Annotated in this window: 18 protein-coding genes; 3 read left to right on the top strand and 15 right to left on the bottom strand. The window is 32.2% G+C overall.

Features of this window, described 5'->3' with window-relative positions:
- Positions 1 to 95 precede the first annotated feature (95 nt).
- On the top strand, positions 96 to 584 hold the full coding sequence (locus QLS31_RS09770; protein WP_282743693.1) for a hypothetical protein: 489 nt from the start codon (positions 96 to 98) through the stop codon (positions 582 to 584).
- Between the two features lie 51 nt (positions 585 to 635).
- Here QLS31_RS09770 and QLS31_RS09765 read toward each other — a convergent pair whose 3' ends face one another.
- From QLS31_RS09765 to QLS31_RS09710, 12 genes are all read right to left on the bottom strand, one after another.
- Positions 636 to 1,064: a protease complex subunit PrcB family protein gene (locus QLS31_RS09765; protein ID WP_099715660.1), complete on the bottom strand. Its 429-nt coding sequence runs from the start codon at positions 1,062 to 1,064 to the stop codon at positions 636 to 638.
- Positions 1,065 to 1,136: 72 nt separating this feature from the next.
- On the bottom strand, positions 1,137 to 2,270 hold the full coding sequence (bshA, locus tag QLS31_RS09760) for an N-acetyl-alpha-D-glucosaminyl L-malate synthase BshA (protein WP_099715661.1): 1,134 nt from the start codon (positions 2,268 to 2,270) through the stop codon (positions 1,137 to 1,139).
- Between the two features lie 75 nt (positions 2,271 to 2,345).
- Positions 2,346 to 4,358 (bottom strand): heavy metal translocating P-type ATPase, encoded by a 2,013-nt coding sequence (locus QLS31_RS09755; protein ID WP_282743692.1) that lies wholly within the window; start codon positions 4,356 to 4,358, stop codon positions 2,346 to 2,348.
- Positions 4,359 to 4,565: 207 nt separating this feature from the next.
- Positions 4,566 to 5,186, bottom strand: a complete 621-nt coding sequence (locus QLS31_RS09750; RefSeq protein WP_282743691.1) for a phosphatase PAP2 family protein — start codon at positions 5,184 to 5,186, stop codon at positions 4,566 to 4,568.
- A gap of 146 nt (positions 5,187 to 5,332) precedes the next feature.
- On the bottom strand, positions 5,333 to 8,329 hold the full coding sequence (locus tag QLS31_RS09745; RefSeq protein ID WP_282743690.1) for a glycoside hydrolase family 3 N-terminal domain-containing protein: 2,997 nt from the start codon (positions 8,327 to 8,329) through the stop codon (positions 5,333 to 5,335).
- A 13-nt stretch (positions 8,330 to 8,342) separates the two neighbouring features.
- Positions 8,343 to 8,825, bottom strand: a complete 483-nt coding sequence (locus QLS31_RS09740) for an ABC transporter ATPase (protein WP_099715664.1) — start codon at positions 8,823 to 8,825, stop codon at positions 8,343 to 8,345.
- A 38-nt stretch (positions 8,826 to 8,863) separates the two neighbouring features.
- A complete protein-coding gene (locus QLS31_RS09735; RefSeq protein WP_282712702.1) occupies positions 8,864 to 9,472 on the bottom strand; it encodes a hypothetical protein in 609 nt (202 codons plus the stop codon).
- Between the two features lie 2 nt (positions 9,473 to 9,474).
- Positions 9,475 to 10,266, bottom strand: a complete 792-nt coding sequence (locus tag QLS31_RS09730) for a (Fe-S)-binding protein (RefSeq protein ID WP_196853250.1) — start codon at positions 10,264 to 10,266, stop codon at positions 9,475 to 9,477.
- 103 nt (positions 10,267 to 10,369) lie between these two features.
- Positions 10,370 to 11,701 (bottom strand): (Fe-S)-binding protein, encoded by a 1,332-nt coding sequence (locus tag QLS31_RS09725; RefSeq protein WP_282743689.1) that lies wholly within the window; start codon positions 11,699 to 11,701, stop codon positions 10,370 to 10,372.
- Positions 11,702 to 11,706: 5 nt separating this feature from the next.
- Complete coding sequence (locus QLS31_RS09720; RefSeq protein ID WP_282743688.1) at positions 11,707 to 12,672, bottom strand: MlaD family protein; 966 nt, start codon at positions 12,670 to 12,672, stop codon at positions 11,707 to 11,709.
- A gap of 50 nt (positions 12,673 to 12,722) precedes the next feature.
- Positions 12,723 to 13,892, bottom strand: coding sequence for an N-acetylmuramoyl-L-alanine amidase (locus tag QLS31_RS09715; protein ID WP_282743687.1), 1,170 nt, complete (start codon positions 13,890 to 13,892; stop codon positions 12,723 to 12,725).
- 48 nt (positions 13,893 to 13,940) lie between these two features.
- Positions 13,941 to 15,110, bottom strand: a complete 1,170-nt coding sequence (locus QLS31_RS09710; protein ID WP_282743686.1) for an N-acetylmuramoyl-L-alanine amidase — start codon at positions 15,108 to 15,110, stop codon at positions 13,941 to 13,943.
- Positions 15,111 to 15,193: 83 nt separating this feature from the next.
- On the opposite strand from QLS31_RS09710, the gene QLS31_RS09705 reads away from it, so the two are divergent.
- Together QLS31_RS09705 and QLS31_RS09700 are read left to right on the top strand one after the other, a co-directional pair.
- The gene (locus tag QLS31_RS09705; protein WP_282743713.1) at positions 15,194 to 17,944 is read left to right on the top strand and encodes a putative LPS assembly protein LptD; all 2,751 of its coding nucleotides are present in this window, start codon (positions 15,194 to 15,196) and stop codon (positions 17,942 to 17,944) included.
- A 41-nt stretch (positions 17,945 to 17,985) separates the two neighbouring features.
- Positions 17,986 to 18,366: a Rid family detoxifying hydrolase gene (locus tag QLS31_RS09700; RefSeq protein ID WP_099715670.1), complete on the top strand. Its 381-nt coding sequence runs from the start codon at positions 17,986 to 17,988 to the stop codon at positions 18,364 to 18,366.
- 24 nt (positions 18,367 to 18,390) lie between these two features.
- On the opposite strand, the gene QLS31_RS09695 is transcribed toward QLS31_RS09700, so the two are convergent.
- From QLS31_RS09695 to pfkA, 3 genes are all read right to left on the bottom strand, one after another.
- Positions 18,391 to 19,242, bottom strand: coding sequence for an N-acetylglucosamine kinase (locus QLS31_RS09695; protein WP_099715671.1), 852 nt, complete (start codon positions 19,240 to 19,242; stop codon positions 18,391 to 18,393).
- Between the two features lie 136 nt (positions 19,243 to 19,378).
- Positions 19,379 to 20,383 (bottom strand): type I glyceraldehyde-3-phosphate dehydrogenase, encoded by a 1,005-nt coding sequence (gene gap, locus QLS31_RS09690; RefSeq protein WP_099715672.1) that lies wholly within the window; start codon positions 20,381 to 20,383, stop codon positions 19,379 to 19,381.
- 74 nt (positions 20,384 to 20,457) lie between these two features.
- Entirely contained in the window at positions 20,458 to 21,444 is a 987-nt protein-coding gene (pfkA, locus tag QLS31_RS09685; RefSeq protein WP_099715673.1) for a 6-phosphofructokinase, read from the bottom strand.
- Between the last annotated feature and the right edge of the window lie 275 nt (positions 21,445 to 21,719).

Below are 21,719 nucleotides of genomic sequence, written 5' to 3'. Positions count from 1 at the left end.
ATCCTGAAAAACGTAAATTATATAACTTTTCTATAAAATTTTATAAACTTCATACCCTACTTAATTATACATTTGTATCTATAAAAAACTTACTTATGAAAAAAATTATTTTATCGGCAATAATGTTAATTGGATTAGCATTTACCGCACAAGCACAAGACATTTCAAAAAATGCTTTAGGTCTACGTTTAGGAGATAGCGACGGATTTGGTGGAGAAATTTCATACCAAAGAGGTTTGTCTGATAATAACAGACTTGAACTAGATTTAGGTTGGAGAAACAGTAATAATGTAGATGCGTTCAAACTTACTGGATTGTACCAATGGGTTTGGAATATTGATGGCGGTTTTAACTGGTATGCTGGTGTTGGTGGTGGTTTAGGAAGCTGGAATAACGATACATTTAATGATGATGGAACATTTGTATTTGTGGCTGGAGATCTTGGTATAGAATATAACTTTAATGAAGCACCTATTCAATTAGCATTAGACATTAGACCTGAATTATACTTTTCTGATAACGATAATTTTAGAGAAGATAATTTTGGTCCAGACTTAGCCTTAAGTATTAGATATAGATTCTAGTATTATCTAGAAAACATATTAAAAACGCCACTAGCAATAGTGGCGTTTTTTTTATTTAAAAATAATCTCTTTCTTGGAATTTATCTTGACTACACAAAAAGGATTTGTAAAAGCTTGTGTAACCATACTTCCCGGTTCAGGATTAGTTTCTTTTATGGTGATAACAATATTTTTATCGGTTTCAATAACAGTATCAATCCCTATACTATACCCTCCAGATGTTTTTTCTCCCATATTCAAAACTATAAAATTCGCAGTCTGAACATCATTTGAGCTGATTTTATTTTTTAAATTTTCATCGTTCTGCAACATTGCAATTTCATTTGGCTCCGAAAGAATCTCAAAAAAACGAATACTTGCACCACCGTTTGTCTGTTGCGTCAAGACTTCATATAAAGAACTTTTATCGGAACTTTTTGTAACTGTTGCTCCGCAGGAAACTAAAGCGACAGCCACTAGTGATACTATTATTTTTTTCATTGCAACATTTTATTGGTTAATGGATTAATTTCAAAAAGTTTTACTACTTTTTATTTTAGAAAAATGTAAAATCTATGCGTATTTTTTTATCGCTTTTTTATATAAAGCTTCATAAAGCGGCAAGATGTTTTTGATGTCAAATTGTTTTGCAACTGACAGCGCATTTTCTTTAAATTTATGAAGAGTAGCGTCATCTTTTAAAATTTTCAAAGCGTTTTGTGCCATTTCATCCGTATTTCCAACATTGCTTAAATATCCGGAAATACCGTCAAAATTTACTTCTGGCAAACCTCCGGAATTACTTGAAATTACGGGAACACTCCAAGCCATAGCTTCGAGAGCCGCAAGTCCAAAACTTTCTGTTTCAGATGGTAACAAAAATAAATCAGTATAACTCAAAATTTTATCAATCTCATTACTGTTTCCAAAAAAGATGACTTTATCCTGAATTCCTAATTCCTGACATAAATATTCTGCTTTTTCTTTTTCAGGACCATCCCCTACCATCATCAATTTAGCAGGAATTTCTTTTTGAATATTATAGAAAATTTTAATTATATCCGGAATTCGTTTTACTTTTCTGAAATTACTGATATGCGTAATGATTCTCTCATTTTTATTAGCCATTACGGAACGATGACAAGCTGTACTTGGATCATTATGGTTTTTATCTAATTCTATAAAATTAGGAATTACCTCAATTTCATTTTTAATATTAAATAATTTATGGGTATCATCTTTCAAACTTTGGGAAACCGAAGTAACAAAATCAGATTTGTTAATGCTAAAAGTTACGGCTGGTTTATAAAATGGATGGTTCCCAACTAATGTAATATCAGTTCCGTGAAGTGTAGTCACCATCGGAATATTAATTCCTTCATCTTTCAGCATTTGTTTGGCCATATAACCTGCATAAGCATGAGGAATTGCATAATGCACATGCAATAATTCGATTTTATAGAGCTTTACCATATCCACTAATTTGCTTGACAAAGCCAATTCGTATGGTTGATAATGAAATAACGGATATTCAGGAACATTCACTTCGTGGTAATGCACATTTGGATTTAAAAGTGCCAAACGTACAGGTTGACTATACGTTATAAAATGGATTTCGTGACCACGTCTTGCCAATTCAAGACCTAATTCTGTAGCGACAACACCACTTCCTCCAAAGGTAGGATAACAAACTATTGCAATTTTCATCTATGTATTTTAATGAAACGAAATTAATAAAAATAGGAATGTGTTTTATGGAAATTTAAGTTAAATCTTTAAAGTCTAAAACTTAATACGTTGGATTCTTACCGCATTTAAAATCGCTAATAAAGCGACGCCAACATCAGCAAAAACAGCTTCCCACATCGTAGCTAATCCTCCTGCTCCCATTACCAAAACAATCAATTTAACGGTAAAAGCTAAAAAAATGTTTTGCCAAACAATTTGTTTTGTCTTTTTTCCAATATTAATTGCAGTATAAATCTTAGTGGGTTGATCATTTTGAATAACAACATCAGCAGTTTCAATGGTGGTGTCACTTCCTAAACCACCCATTGCGATTCCTACATTTGCCAAAGCAATTACCGGAGCATCATTTACCCCATCACCAACAAATGCAACGCTTAAATTTTGCTTCAATACAGCCTCTAGTTTTTCAACTTTGTTTTCAGGCAATAAATTTCCGAAAGCCTGATCAATATTCAACTCTTTGGCAACAACAGAAACTATTGATTGATTATCGCCAGAAAGCATAATGGTTTCGACATCTAATTTGTGTAAGTTCCGAATTGCCTCTTTTGCATCTTCTTTAACTTCATCAGCAATAATAAAATAACCAGCATATTTTTGGTTAACAGCAACAAGTATAATTGTAAATGGAATCGCATCAATTTCAGCATGATAAGTGATATTATAATTTTTCATCAACTTAGCATTTCCAACTAAAATCTCTTTTCCATCCACAAAACCTTTTAATCCCAATCCTGGAATTTCCTTTACTTCAGTTACACTAGTAGCTTTTGTATGGTCTTTGGCAAATTCTATAATTGCCGAACCCACGGGATGTGTGGATTTAGTTTCAATTGCGGCTGTATATCGTATCAAATCGGCTTCTGGAATTCCTACAGCTACTACTTTTTGAACTTTGAAAACCCCTTTAGTCAATGTTCCTGTTTTATCAAAAACGACTACTTTGACTGATGCTATTATATCCAAAAACGTAGATCCTTTGAATAAAATTCCGTTTTTACTTGCTGCGCCAATTCCCCCAAAATAACCTAACGGAATAGAAATTACCAATGCGCAAGGACAAGAAATCACTAAGAAAACCAATGCTCTGTACAACCAATCCTTAAAAACATAATTGTCTATAAATACCATTGGAAGCACACAAATTGCTATCGCCAGATAGACCACAATTGGCGTATATATTTTAGCAAATTTCCGGATAAACAATTCGGTTGGTGCTTTTTTTGCAGTAGCTTCCTGAACCATTTCCAGAATTTTCGATAATTTACTATCGGTGAAAGCTGTAGTTACTCCTACTTGAGAAACCGTATTGAGATTAATCATTCCTGCCAGGATTGTTTCTCCTTTAGATTTGGTATCAGGTTTGCTTTCTCCTGTTAATGCTGCAGTATTGAAAGTGGCATGATCAGAAAGTAGTTTTCCGTCTAAAGCTAATTTTTCACCTGGTTTCAATTCTATGATTTCTCCAATGGTTACTTCCGAAGCTTTTTTGGAAACAATATTCACTCCTTCAATTACATTTGCAACATCAGGTCTTTGGTCTAATAATGATTTTATATTCGATTTTGCTCTTCTTACGGCTAACATCTGGAATAATTCACCAATGGCATAGAATAACATTACAGCCACACCTTCGGCATATTGACCAATTCCAAATGCGCCTAACGTAGCAATTCCCATCAAGAAAAATTCAGAAAAAACAGCTCCTTTGCGGATGCTTTCATACGCTTCCTTCAAAACTGGAAAACCTACCGGAATATAAGCTATAACATACCAAACGATTCGAATCCAACCATTAAACCAAGATTGTGGAACATAATTATCAAACAATAATGCAATCAGCAATCCTATAAAACTAATTATGGAAGGTAAAAACATTCTGAAAGTGCTTTCGTTTCCAGTAGAATGATCGTGATCTTCCTCATCATGATGTTCTGACTCACTGTGAGAAGAACAACATCCTGCATCTAGCTCTGCTTTGTTTACTTTTTTTCCTTCTAAAGCACAGCAAGCTTGTTTATCATTCATATCCTGTTTGTGTGTCATTTTAGATAATTTATTTTAAAAAAAGAAGAACTAATAACAATCAAAAGTGGTACTATTACTGTAAAGTTAGTTGAATTTAGTGTTTTATCTTTTGATATAGCACATAAAATTACCGTTAATAATAGCCTGATAATTATTTGTTTACAATAAAATGTTTCAGAATTGAATTCTTTTCGTTTTCAAACAATAATCATAGTGTTTAAAGTACTATTTGTCCTTTTTAGTACTTTTTTTATTAATCCATTTATTCACTTTATAACTAAGATAAGCCGAGCCAGTGCCGATAATTGCTCCTGCAAATACATCACTTGGATAATGAACCCCTAAATGTATTCGAGAATATCCCACTGCTCCTGCCCAAACAAATGATGGGGCAATAACATACCATTTAGGATAAGCCAAACTCAGTGATGTTGCTGTTGCAAAAACTAAAGAAGTATGTCCCGAAGGAAAGGAATTGCCAACAGACGATGTTGCTTGATCGATATCCGGATAGGTTTCAAATGGCCTGTCTCTTTTTATAGTATGTTTCAATGCAGTGGTAATAAATGCATTTACTAAGAATGCTTCTCCTATAAAAATTGCTTGTTTCTTGATGGTACTGTCTTTCTTAATTAAAGCAACCGAATATAGAATAATGGGAGTTGCTACACTGATTGGAACCGCACTATTTGTTACTAATTTAAAAGTAGGATCTAAATTCTTATTTCTATGAACATTGATATCCCGTAAAATATTTATATCACTATTTTGAGCATTTACAAAAGTCATGCAAAAAAGCAATACAATTAGATAGACTTTTGTAAAAACGGTATTCCTATTTTTCATCAAACAGTTTTTATCTCAAATATACTATAATACAGGCAAAATTTGTAATGAAATACTGCTAATAAAATCATTTTAACAAAAAAATAGTCCAAATGAAATTGTCTATAATTTCATTTGGACTATTCTATTATTCCGTCAAAGTAAGCTTAATTTATAATCGCTTCATAAATCACCTTTTGGATATCTTCCCGAATGTTTTCTTTGGATAATCTATTTTCACCTGCTATTGGAAAAGTTCTATTCGATAAAAACACATAGACAATTTGCGTTTCGGGATCAGCCCAAGCCATTGTTCCGGTGTAACCGGTATGACCAAAACTAGTCATCGAAGCGCAACCGCACGTAGGTCCTTCAGCACCTAATTGTGGTTTATCAAAACCAACACCTCTCCTATTTCCTGCCGCACAAAAATAACACGTATTAAAATCTTCAAATGTCTTTTCAGAAAAATACTGCTGATTGCCATAATTTCCTTTTTGCAAGTAAAGCTCCATTATTTTAGCCACATCCATAGCGTTCGAAAAAACACCGGCATGCCCGGAAACTCCGCCTTCTAAAGCAGCAGATAAATCATTGACATATCCTTGTAAAAGCTGATGACGGAAATACGTATCTGTTTCTGTTGGTGGAATTCTGTTTTTATCAAATTTTCCTAACGGATTGAAACTGGAATTATTCATTCCGAGTGAGCGATAGAAATTCTCCTGAATCAAAATATCTAATGTTTTACCCGTTGTTTTTTCTAAATAATCTTTCAAAATCATAAAAGTAAGATCGCTGTACTTGTATTCTTTTTTCAAGGAAAGCTTGCTCTTAACAATCATTTTCATAATGGTGTCGCTAAAATCATTTCTTATAAAAAGACTGTCTGTCATTCGTTTAGAAAACTGCTCTTCGGATGTTTTTCTAAAATAAACTTCCGAAGGAAATTTAGATTTATCCATTGTCGCTTTATAAAATGGAATTCCTGCGGCAAGACCTGCATAATGAGACAATAAATCTTTAAAATTAATATTGGCTTTATTGGAATCTTTAAAAATGGGAGACATGGTTCCTAATGTAGTTTCCAGATTTATTTTTTGCTGATCGTATTGCAACATAACATTCGGCAACGTAGCCAGAATTTTTGTCAACGAAGCAACATCATAAATATCTGAATCTTGAACTTTAATCGTTTTATCATACGTATGGTGCCCGAATGATTTTTGATAAATAACTTTACCTTTTCTGGCTACCAAAACTTGAATTCCAGGTGTCATTTTACCATTAATAGCTTTATTGGCAATGGCATCAATTTTGGATAAAATTTCAGCATTCATTCCCACATTTTCAGGAGTTGTAAATCCTAAACGATTTAATTTTTCAGTTGCTAAACCATCATTTACTTTGAAGCTTGTATTAATAGAAACCGGTAATTTTCCTTTGGCTTCAATCGCTCCAAAAATTAGTTCTGCAGAAACTATTTGTGCAATCGTACTGTTTTGATAAGAAACAACCAATCCTTCGAAATCATCAAAATTTGTAATGGGTAATAACGAATACGGTTTTGCAAAAACATCCAGAATTACATTATTGTTTTTAGCTAAAAAATTGATTTTAAACAATTCATTAGATTTTAAATCATCGTTTCTAAAAGCTACATCTGATTTATGATATCCAATGATTACAGTTGTAAACGCTTGCAATTTTACTTGTAAACTATCTAAATTAGTATCTGCAACTACAGTTACGTCAGCGTATTTTTTTAAAGTCGAAACAAAAGCATCATTACTGTCATCTCCTATTTTTACATAAGCTATTTTTTGTTTGTCCAAATTTTTTATTGGTAAAACAGCAGCCGTATTTTTTAGAACAGTAATTGCGTTTTCATACAACTCATATTGTAAAGCATCATTTTCAGATGAGTTTAAATCGTTATATAAATTTTCTGTTGCAATAGGTTTATAAGAGTTTAAACCTGCTTTGTATTTAAATTTCAAAATTTTCTTTACTGAAAAAGCCAATCTTTCGTCAGAAAATAAATTAGCTGAATACGCCAGCTTAAATTTTTCAATTGCTGAAGGAACATCTTCAGGAAATAACAGCACATCATTTCCAGCCATAAAAGCTTCAAAATTAATTTCGCTTGGTAATTTAAAGTTACTTACACTTTTCATATTCAAAGCATCGGTAAAAACAAGTCCTTTGAATCCTAATTCTTTTTGAAGAATATCAGTTACGACATTATAGGAAATCGATGAAGGATAATTAGGTCTTGACTCTAAACTGGGAACGTTTAAATGCGCCACCATAACAGAAGAAAGTCCTTCACGAAACATTTTTTTATACGGATAAAACTCTACATCCATTAATCTTTCTTTCGAAAAATTAATCGTTGGTAATCCTTTATGTGAATCCGTTTCAGTATCGCCATGACCAGGAAAATGCTTTCCTGTGGAGAAGATTCCTTGACTCTGAACCCCTTTCATTAAAGCAATGGCGCGTTCTGTAACTTTGAATTTATCTTCGCCAAAAGAGCGAAAACCTATTATAGGATTTCTGGGATTTGTATTAATATCAAGAACTGGAGCAAAGTTAAATTGCAAACCCAATCGTTTGCTTTGTTTTCCCATCTGAAGACCAACTCTCTCCAATAATTTCATATCCTGGATGGCTCCAAGTGTCATATTCCAAGGATAACGATAGGTAGAATCTAATCGCATGCTCAATCCCCACTCAGCATCACTACCAATAAACAAAGGGATTTTTGACTTCGATTGAAAACGATTGGATAATTTAACTTGACGAACAGGACCACCTTGAAAGAAAATCAATCCTCCAATTTTGCTTTCCTGAATCAGTTTATCAATGCCCTTGAAGTGTACAGTATCTTTATTAGAATAAGCGGCAACCATAAATAATTGCCCAAATTTCTCCTCTAAAGTCATAGCATTGTAAACACTATCAACCCATTTATTTCCTTCAGGAGATAATTCAAAAAGTGTGGGTGTATTACTCGATTTGATACTGTCCAAATTTTCAATTTTGGACGGAATGTTGGCTACAATTACTTTATTCTTATTAATTTTTGTCCCAACACAACTTGAAGCAACAAAGAAAATTAAGACATAAAATAAAACAATTTTGATGCCTATTTTTCTCATTGAACTGTTTTGTTTAAAAAAAGCGACTATGCCAGCTATCGATGGCAGGAACTTCCCAAGATTCATTGTATTCTTCTATATTATTAACTAAATTATTGAAAACTATAGTGTTTTCAGTAACCGCTTTATCTTTTACCATTTTCTTGAAATCAATCAAAGGCTTGTGGGCTATATGCTCTCCAAGTTTGAAAGTAACATTCATTTTATCCAATAAATCAACCGTGTATTTTTGTTCTAAACTTTGAATAAATTCCACAGATGAATCTATAGAACAACCTGTAGCTGCTTGTACATCCTGATTTACGGCAATAATGATAAATCGGTTGTATTTTAATTGATACGATGATTCTAAACTGGTACCGTGTGCAGCCCAACCTTCAAGAAAGGATTGCAAAGCGGTTTCTATTTCAGAAAACTCGGCATCCGAAAATTTTCTGTTTGATTGATAAATCCAGATTCTGGATTCTTCGGGTAAATTTTCAAATGGAACGTACATAATATTATTTTTTTCTAGATTTTCAGAAAATTAAAAATTTACTTTTTTGCTAAATCAGTTATAACTTTAAAATATCTAAATTCTTTATTTTTTGGATCAAAGAGTTCAATTTCAGTATAACTCACTTTTATACTATCTTTTTTATTAATCTCATTATTAGTTAATAAAGAGGCTGTTTCAAAGTAATCTAATAACAGAAAACTAAAATTTCTTCCATTTTTATCTTTTACCTGAAGTGTGATAAATTGTTCGGTTTTTATTTCGGTTACTTCACCTTCAATAAAAGCAATCTCTTTTACTTCCTCTATAGAATCATCTTCATCAATAGATCTTTTGCCCATTTCCATAATAATTTCGGGACAACTAACCATCATTTTCATTGCTACTTTTTCTCCTAAGTTTTGCATTCCTTTTTCATCATCAAAACTTATTTTATCTTCCGATTTAAATTCTGAAAGATGAGAAGAATAACTTTGTATCATACACACTCCAACTTGGGTCTGCATCTCCTTTTTATTCATCTTAAAATAATCTATCTTTTTTGCATTTAAACATTCACAAGTTTCTTTTCCAATAACATCAAAAATATCCTGAGAATATGACACTGAATTACAAAGTACAATTAGAATAAAAAATATTTTTTTCATAATTACAAATCTTGTGCATTAGCAATTAATTCAGCAATATCCATAACTTTTACTTCGCCTTCCTTTTCTTTGTTTTTAATACCGTCAGTCATCATGGTATTACAAAAAGGACAACCCGCAGCAATAATTTCTGGTTTTGTTTCTAATGCATCTTCGGTTCTTTCAACATTGACTTCCTTGTTTCCAGGTTCAGCATCTTTAAACATTTGGGCACCACCGGCACCACAACATAAACCGTTAGCTTTAGAACGTTTCATTTCTACTAATTCAGCATCCAATTTAAGAATCAAATCTCTTGGCGCTTCATACACATTATTGGCTCTTCCTAAATAGCAAGGGTCATGAAAAGTAATTCGTTTTCCTTTAAATTGTCCTCCTTCAATAGTCAATCTTCCGTCGTCTAACAACGATTTCAAAAACTCAGTATGATGAACAACTTCATATTTTCCGCCTAATTCTGGGTATTCGTTTTTTAGTGTATTGAAACAATGCGGACAAGCAGTAACAATTTTTTTTGCTTCGTATGCATTCAAAACCTCGATATTCATCATGGCTTGCATTTGAAACAAAAACTCATTTCCGGCTCTTTTTGCAGGATCACCGGTACAACTTTCTTCAGTACCCAAAACGGCAAAAGGAACATTGGCACGATTTAAAATTCGAACAAATGCCTTCGTTATTTTCTTTGCTCTATCGTCAAAACTTCCAGCACAACCTACCCAAAATAAAACTTCTGGTTGTTTCCCTTGAGCTAACATTTCGGCCATAGTTGGCACTATTAAATTCTCTGACATACTATTTTGTTGATTCGGTTATTTGCTTATTTGATTAATCACAAATTCTTAATTTATAAATCGGTTATTCGTTAAACAAATAACCAATTAAACGGTTTAACGACTATTCGTTTTTCCAATTCAATCGATCTTGCTGATTGTATTGCCATGGCGCACCATTATTCTCTATATTAGTCATCATCGCATTAATTGGCATTGGTGCAGCACTCTGCTCCATTACTAAATAGCGTCTCATATCCATGATAATTGAAAGCGGACTAATATTTACAGGACATTCCTCTACACACGCATTACATGATGTACATGCCCAAAGTTCTTCAGGAGTGATATAATCGTTCAATAATGTTTTATTATCCGGAATAAAAATACCTTTATTAGCATCAATATTTCTTCCTACTTCTTCCAATCGATCTCTTGTATCCATCATGATTTTACGTGGAGACAATTTTTTCCCGGTTATATTCGCAGGACAAGATGAAGTACAACGACCACATTCGGTACAGGTATAAGCATTCAATAACTGAACCCAATTTAAATCCTGAACGTCACTGGCTCCAAATTTACTTGGAACTGCATTTTCATCTACTGGTGCTGCTGCAAAAGGATCAGCATTTGGATCCATCATTAGTTTTACTTCCTTGGTAACGGATTCTAAATTGTCAAATTGTCCTTGAGGATTTAGATTCGCAAAATACGTATTTGGAAACGCTAACAGTATATGTAAATGTTTAGAAAAATAAAGATAGTTCATGAAAATCAAAATTCCGGTAATATGCAACCACCAGAATATTTCGGAAAGAAGCATCACTAATTCATTTGACATTCCATTGAATAATGGCTCAATAAATTGACTTATTGGAAATGAACCTGCCTTAATAAAATGAGAAAAACCTCCAGGCACATGCTGTAAATGCAAATCAGAAGCATTCATCAATAAAAACAATGTCATTAAAACTACCTCAAAATACAAGATGTAATTAGCATCGTTTTTAGGTGCTCCAGCCAAATCAGGATTAGCAAATCGCTTTAGTTTGATGATATTTCTTCTTATCCAAAAAGAAGCAACTGCAACTAAAACTAAAAGAGCCAAAATTTCGAAAGAAGCAATCAGTACATCGTACGTAATTCCTAAAAAAGCAAAAACACGATGCGTCCCAAAAAGTCCGTCAATAATAATTTCTAATAATTCTATGTTTATAATTACAAAACCTACATAGACAATAATATGCAATACTCCAGCAATAGGTCTTTTCACCATTTTAGATTGACCAAGAGCAATCATGGCCATATTAGTCCATCGTGCTTTGGGGTTATCTGAACGATTTACATCGGTTCCAAGATTGATATTCCTTCTAATTTTTTTAACACTGTTGAAAAAATATCCAAAACCAATTACCAATAGAATGGCAAATAAAATATTGTCTAAATAGCTCATAATTGCTAATTTTTTACATTAGGTATAGAATCGTTTACAGGAGCAACATAAGGCTTGTTTTTCTTTCCAAACAAAGAAATATTTACATATCTAGTTGGGTAAAGTCGAACATCCTGCAATAATAATTCTAATTCTTTTGTGGAACTTTTAATATTCTGGTAGAAAGCTTCATCGTTCAATAATTTGCCCATAGATCCTTTACCAGATTCTAAACCAGTCATAATACCATCGACTCTGGCTAAAGTTGCATTTAGATTTTTAACCGTTTTACCCAAATCAGCTTTATTCAGCGAATCAGATATTTTAGAAAAATTTCCGGATATTTTATTAAAATTAGTAACAACTCCATTGATTTGAGTTTTGTTAGCATCTAATAATGTATTAACGCTTAAAGAAGCTTTATGAAATTGTTCAATAGTCTTACTCAATTCCGCTAAAGTAAGTTTTAAATCCTGCTGTCCTTTTTGGTCTAAAACATTATTCAATCCTGAAATTAATTTTTCAGTACTTCCCAATAACTTTTCTAATTTTTCCTGAAGTGGTGCTAATTGATCTCCAACTTTATCTGTTAGTCCTAATTTTACTCCGCCTTGTAATTTTTGACCATCAATAGCTAATGTTTTATCATCAAAATTAGGAATGATTGCAATTTGTTTTCCTCCAATAAATCCTGGCTCATAAATAGAAGCTGTACTCGATTTAGAAATTGGAAAATCAGTTTTTAATTGTAATTCAACTAATAATACACCTGTGTTTTCATCAATTGTGATACTGCTAACTTTACCAATAACTAATCCGTTTAGTGTAACCGGCGCAGATGTGGCTAAACCTTCTACACTTTTATATTCGACATAAAATGTTTTGTAATTGGTAAAAAGGTCTCTTCCTTTCAAAAAACTGTAGCCCCAGATAAACAATAAAATAGATGCAATTACTAAAATAGCAGTTTTAATTTCTCGTGTTATTTTCAAAATTTAAGTATTTTTTACAAATTTAATATAAAATATTTGACTTGTTGTAATTATTTAAGTGCTTCTTGAATACTAATATTCTTTCCATCTTTAATTGCAATTATATACGCTGAAGTATACCCTTTGGATTTCACAACTTTCAAATCCTCTTTTGCAGTGTTATAGTCTGATGTTAAGCCATATGCATACTTATATAAAGATCCATTGCTTGTTGTCATCGAAACATTTTTTAATCCTTTAAAATTTGAAGGATTTAATTTAATATTTTTATTTCCGGCGGCAAATTGAACTTTAAAAACTACATCAGAATTTTGTGTTTTCGACTCTTGCTTTTGCGAAACTTGTTTTTCTATAACTCGTTTTGATTTAGTACTCTTTGAAGTATCTTTTATCTCATTTTCGACTACTTTTTTAGATGGCAGCTCTTCATAATCATCATTGGATGGTGTTCCAAAATATTCTTTCTTGTAAGCAATAATAGCTGATGCAATAGCTTCTGCCATATTATTTTGTCCTTCCTCTGAATTTAAATAAAGACCTTCTTCGCTATTGGATAAAAAACCCAATTCAATCAATACACTTGGCATATAAGCCGCATCCAAAACCCATAGCGGAGTCTGTTTTATACCTCTTGATTTTCGATGTAATTTATTTTTAAAATTACTCTCAATTTTTGAAGCCAGATTTATGCTTCGATCTAAATAATCTTCTTGCAGAATTTTTAATCCTATCAAGGTTTCAGGATTCTTGGGGTCAAAACCTTTGTAGGTTTGCTTGTAATCCTTCTCCAGTAATATCACCGAATTTTCTTGTTTTGCAATTTCTAAATTACCTTTACTTCTTGCCAAACCCATTACAAAAGTTTCTGTGCCAAAAGGAATTGGATTATCAACAGAATTACAATGGATAGAAACAAATAAATTAGCATCGATACTATTTGCTTTTTTTGGTCTATCCTTTAATTCTATAAAAACATCTGATTTTCTGGTATAAACAACTTGAATATTATTATCTTTTTTGAGGTATTTTTCTAATTTCAAAGTCGTTTTAAGAGCAATTTCTTTTTCAACAAAGCCATGATAGGAATTCCCCGGATCTTTACCTCCGTGACCCGCATCTAAAATAACCGTAAACTTTTGATTGGATTGAGAAAACGTGTTTGAGCAGAAAAATAGAAATAGAGCTAAAGTTGTGGTTTTGAATCCTACGGTTATTTTCAAAATATAAGTATTTTTTTACAAATTTAATATAAAAAAGATAAGCTATTACTATTTAATTACGTCTTGGATATTAACTTTCTCTCCATTTTTAAATGCAATCAAAAACGCAGAATTATATCCTTTTTCTTTCGCCTCGTTGAGTTGCTTTTTTGCTTCATCATAATCTGAGGTTTCACCATACATATATTTGTAAACCCTGTTTTCATAGGCTACAGAAATATTTTTAAGTCCATTAAAATTTCTTGGAACTAAATCTAATCTTTTACTACTGGCAGAAAGTTGCACTTTGAATAAAGGCTTAGCATTATCAACAGCTTTTTTTACTTGCAATGATTCTGCTGCGGCTTGTGGAATCATTTTTGGTTTCGCAGGAGAAACTGTATCTCTTATAGGTTTTTCGTTGATTTTTTGCGAAGGCAACTCTTCAAAAATTTCAGTTTCACCATTGCCAAAATATTCTTTTTTATAACTGATAATTGCATCAGCGATAGCTTTGGCAATTTCATTTTGACCGTCTTCAGAATTTAATATATTTCCTTCAATAGAATTCGAGATAAATCCCATTTCGATTAATACTCTAGGCATGTAAGCTTTATGAAGTACCATAAAAGGTGCTTGCTTTACTCCTCCTCCTCTTATTTTTTTTCCTAAATCTGCAAAAGAATCTTCTACCTTACTTGCTAATGAAATACTATTGTCTAAATATTCTTCCTGCATCAAAGTCATTCCTATCATAGTCTCCGGAGAGTTTGGATCAAATCCTTCGTATTTTTGTTTGTAATCTTTCTCTAATGTTATTACAGAGTTCTCTTTTTTAGCAGCTTCAAGATTTGACGCTACTTTACTTAAACCCATTACGTAGGTCTCAGTTCCATCGGCAGCGGTATTTCTATTGGCATTACAATGAATCGATACAAAAATATTAGCGTTAAATCTATTGGCAATATTCGCTCTTTCAATTAAATCAATAAACACATCTGTTTTTCGGGTGTAGTTGACATTAATCTGTGGTGTTGCTTCTAATATTTTTCCAACTTTCAAAACTACTGCCAAGGCAATATTTTTTTCTACACGCCCTTCATAAACAGCACCAAAATCATGTGCTCCGTGGCCTGCATCTAAAGTTACCTTGAAAATATTGGATTGACTAAAGCTCGATAAAGAAATTATCGTCAAAATAAAAGTTAATATTATTTTTATTTTATATGTAATACGCATAAATCCAAAAGTTAATTTAATTAAAACACTACCCTCATAAAATTTTTTATTTGGCTATTTTTGACAAAAAATTATATGTAAGTTTGACATGTCAAAAAACAGGCCATAATTTTACAAAAATAGCATTTAAACCTTTGCATACAAACTTATTTAATATCGTTTTATTATCATTTTTCCTGTCATTGGGGTGTGGTAAATTATATTCTCAAGATATAACAAAAAAAAAGACGGCTATATTCGCAAAAAAACAAGCAGACACTACCAATTTAGATACTAGTAAAAAAAATACTGCTCCTTTATCAGTTAAAAAAGAAGCTGACTCCATAAAAAAAGACAGTGTAAAACCTCAAAAAGCGTTTCTTGATGGAAAGGTTAAATACAAAGCAGATCAATATGCTAAAATTGACCAAAAGAAAAAGCTCATCACATTGTATGATAAAGCGGAACTGTATTATCAAGATGTCGAATTGAAATCTGGTATAATCGTAATGGATTATGAGAAAAACGAAGTCTATGCGGGCCGTATTAAAGACTCCACTGGTGCTTATACTCAATACCCAAATTTCAAGCAAGGCGCAAATGTAGTAGAACCAGATTCTATTCGTTTTAATTTTAAAACAAAAAAAGCTTTAATCTGGAATTCCAGATCAGATCAAGGAGAATTTAAAATTAAAGCTTCTATAACAAAAAAAGAAAATGACTCTGTTTATTTTTTAAAAGGAGCTCGTTTTACCACTTCAAAAGATGTTGACAACCCTGAATATTATTTCCAAACCAACAAAGTAAAATTTATTCCGGGCAAAAAAGTAGTTACCGGATTGACTAATATGGTCATTGCAAATGTTCCTACTCCTATAGCTTTACCGTTTGCTTTTTTTCCAATGAGTAAAGAAACCAGCATTTCAGGATTGATTTTACCCAGCTATAACGACTCTAACAATCGTGGATTTTCTCTTCAAAATTTAGGATATTATTTTGCCCTTAGCGACAATTATGATTTAACCGTTTTGGGAGATTATTATACTAATGGAAGTTATGGATTGCGTTTTGAATCCAGTTATGCCAAAAGATATAATTATAGAGGAAACTTAAACGTTCGATTTGAAAATTTGATTACCAGCGAAAGAGGATATCCAGATTATTTGAAACAAAATATTTATAACATTCAATGGTCTCATTCCAAAGACTCTAAGTCAAATCCTAATTCGAGTTTTTCAGCATCTGTGAATCTTGGAAGCAGTAAATACTTCAAGCAATCCATCAATCAAGTTAATATTGGATCGAATCTTAATAATACATTAAGCTCTTCCATTTCATATTCAAAAACATTTACTTCAGTTCCACAGGTTAGAATGTCTTTGACAGCATCACATTCACAAAATACTCAAACGGAAGAAATTAATATGACTTTACCAACACTACAATTGAGTGTGGACAGAATTTATCCTTTTGTAGGTAAGGACGGTGTCAAAAAAGGTTTTTTCAAAAACATCAATTTACAATATAATTTAAACGGTAGAAACAGTATAGTAACAACTGATTCTTTATTCTTTAAACCGCAAATGTTTAGAGATGCAAAAGTTGGTTTTCAACACAGCATTCCATTAAGCACCAATTTTAAATTATTTAAGTATTTCAGTGCATCAACCTCTATGAATTATGAGGAAATTTGGTATACCAAAACAATTGAAAGAAGCTATGATGTTGACCAAAGTAAAGTTGTTGATAAAACCATAAATGGATTTGACGCTTTTAGAACATACTCCTTTTCATCCAGTATAGGAACAACCATATATGGAACTTTTAATTTTGGCAAAGACAAAAAAATAAAATCCATAAGACACGTCATGAGACCATCTGTTTCGTACGGCTACACTCCTAGTTTTGAAAAGTATTATGATACTTATGCTTCTGATGCAACCGGGACCATGATAAAGCAATATTCAAGATTCGAAAGTGGAATTTTTGGTGCTCCGGGATTAAATAATTCCAATACGTTAGGTTTTGATTTGAGTAATACTTTTGAAGCAAAAGTTACAGACAAAGACAGTACCAAAGTAGAACCTAAAAAAATAATGCTGCTAAATAACTTGAACCTTTCCACTAGTTATAATCTTGATGCAGATGGCGTAACTACACTTGCTTTTTCTCCAATAAGAGTTAGCGGTGGTACAACATTATTAGACAATAAAATGAATGTGAATTTTGGAGCTACATTAGACCCTTATGCCATTGACAATTCAGGAAACCGAATAAATGTGTTCAACATTGATAATGGCGGAAGTCTTTTTAGAATGACCAGTTCTAATATGACTTTAAATTACTCTATTTCGAGCCAGGGCAAAGACAAAACCGATAAGGACAAGAATACCCAAAGTCAACGAAATGGTGGTCGTGAAGATGATTTATTTGGGACAAATACTGATTTAGGTGACAGCCGAAGAAGTCAATTTGATGAAGAGGATGAAGACGAAGGCGAAGATAAAATCTCAGAATTTTTCAATTCAAAGTTACCTTGGGACATGACATTTGCTTATTCCCTGACATACGGAAATAATAATAGAGAAAATAAAATCATTGGTAATTCTATAATGATTTCAGCAAATGCTGACATAACTCCAAAATGGAAAGCCGGTGTATCTACAGGTTATGATTTTGTACAAAAAGGAGTTACTTTCACACAGCTTCGTTTTGAAAGGGATTTATTGAGTTGGAGAATGGATTTCAACTGGTCCCCATTTGGAACAAATGCAAATTGGGGTTTCTTTATCGGAATAAAATCTGGTGTTCTTAGTGATATCAAATGGGACAAACGAAGCACAATAAACCGATAATTCATTCTTAACCTTTAACTAAATAAAAAAACAACTGTTTTATGAAAAAAATAATTTTTACAGAAAATGCTCCGGCACCAATCGGGCCTTATAACCAAGCTGTTCTTAAAGGAAATACGCTATATACTTCCGGTCAGATTGCAATTAATCCTGCAACTGGAGAATTGACTACGGAAACTATTGAAGCGGAAACTGAGCAAGTAATGCAAAACATGAAAGCCGTACTTGAAGCAGCAGGAATGTCATTTGAAAATGTTGTAAAAACAACCATATTCATCATGGATATGAATGATTTTGGAAAAATAAATACCGTTTATGGTTCTTATTTTAACGAAAAAACCGCTCCAGCTCGTGAAACGGTTCAAGTAGCTTGTTTGCCAAAAAATGTAAATGTTGAAATTTCAATGATTGCAATACTTTAGTTAAGTATTCAATCATTTAGATTTTTATTTGTTGGCAATATGATACGCAATAAGTCCATCAATTGGTCTTCTAAGTACATTACCTAATTGTAATTCATATTTATCGAAAGTCTCTTGCAATTCATCTTTCAAATAAAACGCAATAGATCCAACAAAGTGAACAGGTACTTCCTTGCAATTATCAAATTGTTTAATATAATTTTTTACAAAAGATTTCATTCCTTTTAAAATTATTTTTCTACAGAACTCAGTGTCTTTATGTTGAATTAAGAACTTTGCAAATGTTGCTAAGTAAGCATTAGGATTTGCTTCTTTGTATAATTTACTTTTAATAGCATCAGGATCTAAATCGTATTCTTTCTCAAATTCTACTGCCAATTCTTTTGGCATTTTATTGAAATAATACTTTCTGATTAATTCTTTTCCAAAAACATTACCACTACAATCATCCATAACGATATATCCTAATGATTGTACTTTTTGATGCAATTCTTTTCCATCAAAATAACTACAGTTAGATCCGGTTCCTAATATGCTGACAATAGCTTTTTCACCTTTAGGCGTTGTAGCGTAAACTGCAGCGTAAGTATCCTCTTCAACTACAATAATTGCGTTAGGAAAATAGTTTTGAAAAATTTGTGAAAGTGAAATTTTCATTCTATCAGTTCCACAGCCTGCACCATAGAAAAATAAATGAGTGGCCTCTTTTTTATTTTGCAATATATCAAAACGATCATTTAGACGTTCAATAATTTCATCTCCATCTAGAATTTCTGGATTTAATCCTAATGTTTGTGTGGTGAACAATACTTTTCCGGCATCATCTATCGCAATCCAATCGGCTTTAGTAGAACCACTATCAACTAATAATCTCATTTTTTTTGGTTTTTTTGGTTTTTGTGTTTCGTTTTCTAGTTTAAAATGTGAGCAGTATAAAATTTACATTCAAAAAAGTAAACAAAAAATAAAATCCCGTTAAATATGATATAACGGGATTTGTAAATATAAAGAATTATTTTAAACCTGCAATATGTACAGATAAATCAATTAACTTGCTAGAATAACCATATTCATTATCATACCAAGAGATGATTTTGAAAAAAGTAGAGTTCAATCCAATTCCTGCATTAGCATCAATGATAGATGTTCTTGAATCAGATACGAAATCTTGAGAAACAACTAAATCTTCAGTATATCCTAAGATACCTTTCATTGTAGTTTCAGAAGCATTTTTCAATACAGCCATAATTTCTTCGTAAGTAGTTTCTTTTTCAACTTTAACAGTTAAATCAACTACAGAAACATCAGTTGTAGGAACACGCATTGACATACCTGTTAATTTTCCGTTCAATGAAGGAATAACTTTTCCTACTGCTTTAGCAGCACCTGTAGAAGATGGGATGATGTTGCATGAAGCAGCACGTCCACCTCTCCAGTCTTTTCTAGAAGGGCCATCAGTAGTCATTTGAGTTGAAGTTGTTGCGTGAACAGTAGTCATCAACGCTTCAACAATTCCAAAGTTATCATTGATAACTTTAGCTAATGGAGCTAAACAGTTAGTAGTACAAGATGCATTAGAAACAACCATATCAGTTGCTAAAGCTTCCTCATGGTTTACTCCCATTACAAACATTGGAGCATCAGCAGAAGGAGCTGAAATAATTACTTTTTTTGCACCACCTTTGATGTGCTCGTTTGCAGTTTCAATAGTTGTAAAGAAACCTGTACATTCAGCAACTACATCAACATCAACTTCATTCCATTTTAAATCTGCAGGATTTCTTTCAGCAGTAATACGAATGTTTTTTCCGTTTACAAAAAGTTTTCCATCTGTAACTTCAACAGTTCCATTGAAACGACCGTGAACTGAATCATATTTTAATAAGTAAGCTAAGTGATCTACATCTAATAAATCATTGATTGCTACAACTTCTACATTATCTCTGTTGAAAGACTCTCTAAAAACAATTCTTCCAATTCTTCCAAATCCGTTTATTCCTAATTTTACTTTTGACATTTTACTTTAATTTTTTTGTTTATTTTTATTAACTCAACCTAAAGTCTAATTTCCTCACAATAAACTTTAACCACTTATGTAGACATAATGTCTGAAACTCTCAATAATTCTCTATCAATCATTGTTTTTCCTTTAATTGCTTGTTCTAAAGGCGTTAACGCTACTTTATCATTTTGCAATCCAACCATATAATTTGACTTTCCTTCCAATAAAGATTCAACGGCTTTTACACCTAATCTACTGGCTAAGACTCTGTCAAAACAAGATGGGGAACCACCTCGCTGCATGTGACCTAAAACTGAAACTCTAACATCATATTCAGGCAAATTGGCTTCAACATAATCTTTTAATTCGAATACATTTTTCCCAATTTTATCTCCTTCAGCAATAACAACTATACTGGATGATTTTCCTGAAGCTTTACTTTTTTGCAGTGACTCTAATAATCGGTCTAAACCTAAATCTTCTTCAGGAATTAAAATTTCTTCGGCTCCTGCACCAATACCTGCATTCAAAGCGATATGCCCAGCGTCTCTTCCCATTACTTCTACAAAGAATAATCGGTTGTGAGAACTTGCAGTATCTCTAATTTTATCAATTACATCAACTACAGTATTTAAAGCAGTATCGTACCCTAGAGTATGACTCGTCCCAAAAATATCATTATCAATAGTTCCTGGGATTCCCATTACTGGAAAATTAAATTCGGTATTGAATAATAAACCTCCGGTAAAAGTTCCGTCACCTCCTATTACCACTAAAGCGTCAATTCCTGCTTTAGTAAGATTTTCGTGTGCTTTCTTTCTTCCTTCTGGAGTTTTAAATTCTAAAGATCGAGCCGATTTAAGAATCGTCCCTCCTTTATTTACAATGTTGTTTACACTTCGAGGTCCCATTTCTTTGAAGTCTCCTTCAATCATTCCTTGATATCCTCTATAAATCCCTATGCATTCTATATTATGATAAGCACATGTTCGAACAACTGATCGAATAGCTGCATTCATTCCTGGCGAGTCTCCTCCCGAAGTTAGAACGCCAACTTTTTTTATTGTTTTTGGCATTATTTAAGTATTAAAGTGTAAAATTAGCAAACATTCAGCACTTTTAAAGCTGTGTTTTTAATAAATTAGTAAACCGTTTCAAATTCAAACGTTTTCGTTGATAAGTTTTTGGGAAAACAAAATAAAAAGGATTTTATTTAACAAAATTGAAAAATAATCGATTTTTATTTGATAATTAACAATTCGCTTGTTTTTTTCATTAAGAATCAAGACAATACATTAACTATTTGTTACTAAGATACAAAAAGAGCGTTTTCTTCTGTAAACTTTAAAAA

This window comes from Flavobacterium sp. XS2P24, from assembly GCF_030010285.1.
GTDB classification, from domain to species: Bacteria; Bacteroidota; Bacteroidia; order Flavobacteriales; family Flavobacteriaceae; genus Flavobacterium; species Flavobacterium algoritolerans.
Note: the sequence above shows the minus strand (reverse complement) of the source record. Positions and strands in the feature narration are given on the sequence as shown.